The 5399-nt window shown below is 69.4% G+C and carries 5 protein-coding genes and 1 pseudogene; 1 reads left to right on the plus strand and 5 read right to left on the minus strand.

What is annotated here, in order from left to right; genetic code table 11:
- Positions 1–176 precede the first annotated feature (176 nt).
- The 3 genes and pseudogenes from ACVCAH_RS37400 to ACVCAH_RS37410 all read right to left on the minus strand — a co-directional run bounded on the left by ACVCAH_RS37400 (position 177) and on the right by ACVCAH_RS37410 (position 1952).
- Entirely contained in the window at positions 177–305 is a 129-nt protein-coding gene (locus tag ACVCAH_RS37400; RefSeq protein WP_322443066.1) for a hypothetical protein, read from the minus strand.
- A 3-nt stretch (positions 306–308) separates the two neighbouring features.
- Positions 309–523, minus strand: a pseudogene (locus ACVCAH_RS37405) (hypothetical protein); the annotation flags it as partial.
- Positions 524–722: 199 nt separating this feature from the next.
- Complete coding sequence (locus ACVCAH_RS37410) at positions 723–1952, minus strand: outer membrane protein assembly factor BamB family protein (protein ID WP_447140936.1); 1230 nt, start codon at positions 1950–1952, stop codon at positions 723–725.
- 758 nt (positions 1953–2710) lie between these two features.
- Here ACVCAH_RS37410 and ACVCAH_RS37415 point away from each other — a divergent pair.
- Positions 2711–3622, plus strand: a complete 912-nt coding sequence (locus tag ACVCAH_RS37415) for a hypothetical protein (protein WP_447140937.1) — start codon at positions 2711–2713, stop codon at positions 3620–3622.
- Between the two features lie 77 nt (positions 3623–3699).
- Here ACVCAH_RS37415 and ACVCAH_RS37420 read toward each other — a convergent pair whose 3' ends face one another.
- Complete coding sequence (locus ACVCAH_RS37420; protein ID WP_447140939.1) at positions 3700–4023, minus strand: STAS domain-containing protein; 324 nt, start codon at positions 4021–4023, stop codon at positions 3700–3702.
- Between the two features lie 814 nt (positions 4024–4837).
- On the minus strand, positions 4838–5399 hold a 562-nt coding region (locus tag ACVCAH_RS37425; RefSeq protein WP_447140938.1), incomplete at its 5' end, for a replication-relaxation family protein.

The raw sequence follows: 5399 nt of genomic DNA on the forward strand, positions 1-5399 counted from the left end.
TGATCGACGTCGGCGAGCAACCACACCCCGATTTTCAGCCCGGCAGGACGCGCCGCAAGGGGCACGGGTGACTCAAACCCTGTTTGTGTGCTCTGGCGAACGCCCCCCGTTCTCACAACGGCTCACAGCCGCTCACAACCAGCGCGAAATGAGGTACTTAGCTCCGATGTCTCGCCTCACGACCTCGTGGTTGCCCCGCTTCGCAGCGGAACGGTGTCGCCGGTGCGGCGCCATTGGGTCAGGGTCCGCCAGCCGAAGGCGAGCAGCAGGCCCAGCAGGTAGAGCAGCAGCGCGAGCCAGGCCACGGGTTACGCCGTCCGGTCGGTGCAGCAGCCATCGGTGCAGCCCGAGCCTTGGCCGGTGGCTGCGTCGACGGCAGGCAGGGATGCACAGTCGTCGCAGTGTTCACCGCGCCAAGCTTCAACGCCTTCCTTGACCGCGACCCGGCGATGACGAGCGCGGCGATCGGGTCGGCCCACGACCAGCCCCAGACGGCGTTGAGGACCAGGCCGACGAGCAGCACAGGATCGTCCGGCGCGGAGGAAACGTCGCGGGCGCCACGCTGGGAACGTGGGAGGCCTGGCCGTGGTCCCTGACCGAACTGATACCCGACGCGGCGCGAGCGGCCACCGCCGGAAATCCCGCGATGCTCCCTGGCAGTTCCCACTGGGCCAGCGCTCCTGACGACGGCGCTTTTCCGCCCTGCCAATCACACGGCGTTCCTAGGTGGCGACGAGCAGCGCTGGGCGGGCATCCCGGGGCAGCCTCCATTTGGCGATCCGGTCCGTGAAGTCGAAGTTGGACCTGTCGATCACCACGTAGCCGTCCGTGGCGTACACGTGAAAGGACCGGTGAGCACCGGCGGGCAGCTGAGCTTGGGACTGAGCCTGCCCCGTGCGCTGGTCAAGTCGTAACAACTCGTCGCGGTCGGTGACGACGTACACGCTGGTCCGGTCCGCGGTGACGTCGCTGACGGTACCGGCGAAGGATCGCTGCCATACGGGGGAGCCATCGAGGCGGGACACCGCGCGGACGGTGTCGCGGACCGAGAGGTACTCAAGCGTCAGGTCACCGACGTCGACGGCGATCCAGTCGTGGGGCCACACCCCGGTTATCGAACCGTCCTGGTGGATGCGCCAGCTTCCGCCGTCGTTGCTGACGTGGAAGCCGTCGCACATGGACTGCGCCACCACACAACCGGAGGGCTCAACGATCCATGATCGGTTCGCAGCGGGCGAGCCTGCCGTGGGTTGCCACGTGGTCAGCTCGCGTCCGGATTCGGCGTCGTACAGTTGCACCTGCTTCGGCCGGTCACACGCCAGGACCACCGCGACCACGGTCGGTCCGGTCCAGTTCACTCCGGAACATCCGGGCAGGTCGACCTGCCACAGCCGCCGCCCGGTCGCGGGTTCGAACGCGTCGAGGGAATGTTCGCCGGAGCTGACGAGCACGGGGCCATGCTGCCGGGTCTCGGTGGCGAACAGCTCAATCAGGCTGTCACCGTAGACGGTCGCGACGCCGGTCGGACCGCCGCTGTAGCTGTCGCCGCCGATGTCCCGCTCGACCGTGGCACGCCACGCGATCGTGCCGGTTCGCCCGTCCACTCCAGCCAGCGCTCCGTCGGACCACTTCACCACGACCATCGGCGCGTTCGCTCCGTGTGCCGGAATCGCGACCACTCCGGTGACGTCCGCCGGAAACCGGTGGTACGACCAGAACGGCGGATGCCCATCCGCCGCGGTCAACGGTTCGGCCCACACATCGTGCTCGGTGGCGAAGACCCGCAACCGCCGTTCGACTATCAACGGTGCGGCACGCAGCGCGGCGACCACCCCGGACCGGGGAGAGGCGACCGCGTCCGGATAACGGGCGGTTGCCGCCGTGTGCCATTCGCCCGGCTTGACCATGAAATAGGTGCCAACCCCGCACCATGCGACGAGCACCAGCACCATGGCTGGCACCGCCCAGACCCACCATCGGACAGCACGGCCACGCCGAACCTCGCCAGCCATGCCCCGCCCCCGTGAACGCACACCTGATACTGCCACTTCCGGCCGGACAGCCATGACCCGTCGCCGCCGCCCTCGCGGCGCGGGATCCACTTGTCGAACTGCGCCCGCACTAGCTGGACGTGCTGCGCACGGCCGCTGGCTCCGGCGTCGACCGTTCAGCCGCCAGGCGCCTGATCAGTCGATTGACCACCGGTCATCGTCGCCGGCCGTGTCATGACACCGTCCCCGATGACATCGGGCTGACGCGCCCCGGTGACGGCACTGTCGTCAAAGCGGTCGACGCCGCAATGACATCAACGGCGTCCGTGTGACTTCGCGGTCTGCGACCGTGCCACCGACCGGACGCTAGTCGTTGTGAGCGCTCGTGAGCGGCTGTGAGTGTCATCGCCTGCGTTGTCATCGGCCGTCACGAATCGGGCGGACACCTCGCCCGCTAGGGCGCGGAGAGTCGATGCCATGGCGGGTAGCGGTGTCACAGTGCAGCTCAGGGGCTGTGTCATATACGTCTCTCAACGATCACAGTCGATGCCAGGGAATCGTGTCGGGATCGTGCCATCGATCGGCGCGGCGGTGTCAGGGGCGGCGCAACCTGCGCTGTGAGGGCCTTGTGAGTCGCTCGTGTCGTAATCGGCGCCTGCCTGGTGCCGTGACACCACGACGGTGCCAATCGACGGTCTTATTGCCGTGGGGAGAGTGACATGACCGCCTCTGGCATCGACTGGCCCGCCTCGCCGTTGGACGCCGCCGACGCCGCGTTCGCGGCACTGACCTGCGACCCCGCACCGATGACACTCCACCTTGACACGGTCGACCCCGGCACCGGCCTGCCCGGCGATGTCATGACACTGCCGGCGCTGCGGGACTGGCTCCTCGCGCACCCGCGCGCCTTCACCGCGCGCGACGAGGTGTGGAGGGAGTTGATCCGCCGCGCCCGCCTCAACGGGCCGGCGTGGGTGATCGCCGCAGTCGGCATGGCGATTCCGGCGCTGCGCCGCTACGCCAGTCACCTGAGCGCCGGCCACCGCGGCGACCCGGACGACATCGGCGCAGAGGTCCTCACCGGCTTCCTGGCGGCACTGCGCGACCGGGTCGACCTGGCCCGCGACGCCCCCTACGCGGCGCTGTGCCGGGCGGCGTTCCGAGCCGGCTACGCCCTGCGCCAACAAGCCGGCGAGTACACGTCGGTGGACAACGTCGACCACATCACCGGCCCCCGCACCCCCGCTATGCCCTACGGGCACCCGCAGGATGCGTGGGGCGGGCAGGGTCAGGACCTGCTCGTCCAACGGGCGGTCGGCCTGGGCATCCTCGACCAGGAGGACGAACAGCCCTACATCGACATCCGGCTCGGGCGGCGCGCGATCGAACCGGTCGCCGCCCGCCTCGGCATCACCCTCGACGCGTTGCGCATGCGGCTGGGACGCATCGACACCCGCCTCGCCGACGCCCTCGCCAAAGGGCTGCTCACCGGCGTCACCAGCCAGCAGACGGCTGACGAACTCGCCCACGAAGCCGTGCACCGCTCGGCCACCCGCACAGGCCTCGCCGCGGTTAGCGGCCGCATCGCCGATCAGGCGCCAGTGTCCACGACGGCGGGGCTCGCCGCCTGAGTCACACCCGCGCACCGGGTCAATCCGATGCCGCCACACGAGAGACCCCTGAACCCGGCACGGGTGGAAGGTCCCCGTCAGGTGCTGGTGGGCGAGAGGGCATCGAGCGCGCCGGTGATACCCAGGACTCGACGGGCGGTCCTGCTGGGATTGGTGACGACGAGTTGCCTCCCGGCTGCCGTCGCCGTGTTCCGGGCGGTGATCAGTGCGCCGATGACAGTCGAGTCAATGACCTGGACCGCTGCCATGTCGACGTCGACCCGCTGCGCCGCGTTGATCGTGTGGTTGAGGAGGTCCAAGAGGTTGTCCGCTCCGTTGACGTCGATTTCCCCGCGGAGCAAGACGATCCTGCGGTCCGGCTCGACGCAAACCTGGTGCTGCCAGCTTGGCTGGGGGTTCATCACTCGTTGCCCTCCCCAGGGCTGCCGTGACCGTCGTTCTGCGTGCGCCCTACGATTCCGGCGCCTACGCACGGACGTCGACCCCGACGATGCCTACGCCTGGCGGTGCTATCGCTGACAACCCAGAGAGTGACCGGCGGTCGCGCTATGCGGCGCGGGGCAGTGATGTTGGCGTTCTGCGTGCCGGCGCTGGCGGCGACCGCCACACCGTGGGCGCGGCCGGTGGCGGCGCCGCGAACCAGCCGACGAAGTCATCTCGACGTCGGGCCGGCAGCCTCGGTCCCGCCCAGGTCCGCGCGGGGAGACGTGCTGGGTCGGATGCCTGCAGTCCTGTCCGGGCGAGTTCGATCGCGCGGCGGGCAGTCAATGCCGCCACGCAGGTGCCTAACTGCCCGGCGCATTGCAGGTTGCGGCAGTTGCCGTCTGGTCCGGGTTGGTGGGCGGCGAGTACGTCGATGGCGAGGCGCCAGAGCAGCCGATCGGTGACATCGTCAGGCACCACGGCGAGTTGTCCGGGTCGTTCACGGCCAAGGTGGGACATCGGAAGCCCTTTCGTTCAGGTCGCCCCATGGGGCATGTGGTCGATGCGCTGGACCGCGGTGCTGCAGCGGGTCCCTTCCGTCGGCTGATCCACGCTTATCTCTTGCCCAAGGTCAAGTCGCGGGCAGGGCCGGGATAGCGCCTCGCCTCGCTACCAGGCCCGCTCGCGTCTAGGCCGGCAACGACCGGTGCCATGTCGTGCGAGTCCGATGGGCAGGGATGGTGGCCGTAAACCCAATTCGGGCAGGGCGACGTGGCTTGTGTAGAGCGGCGGTCAGTCACACGACCGCGTTTCTTCGGGTTCGGTGAGGTTGGGAGCGGCGGCGGGGAGATCGGCGAGGGCGAGTAGGCCCGCGTGGCCGTGCAGCTGCCACAGTGGTCCGGGCGGGCCGAGGGTGGTGTGAGTGGCGTGGTCACGGCTCGCGGTCGCCACGGGTATCGGGATGGGGATCGCGGCGAGGTGCTGGTGGAGGTGGTGAGCGCGCTTCGCAAAATGAAGCCAGAACAGCACCGGCCAGCGGGGGCCGCCCGCTTCGGCGAGCCGGGCGTAGCCAATGAGCTTGCGGATCAGCTCGGTCAGGGGTTCGGTGCCGGTGTCGTGTTCGAGGAAGAACGGCACCCGGGCGTCGGGGGTGGTCCAGATGCCGTGGCCGTCGGGGCGGATCGGTGCGGCCAGGGCGTGCAGGTTGACAGGGTCGCCGGGGCGGGCGAAGGCGCCGGTCTGGGCGCAGCGGGACTCCGGCCACCATCGGGTGAGGGCGTGGTCGGGGTGGGTGCGGGCGTGGCCGGCGAGGTCGGTGAAGAATCGGTTGACGCCGAGGCGGTGGCCGAGGGTG

The sequence above is a fragment of the Micromonospora sp. LZ34 genome, assembly GCF_052981855.1.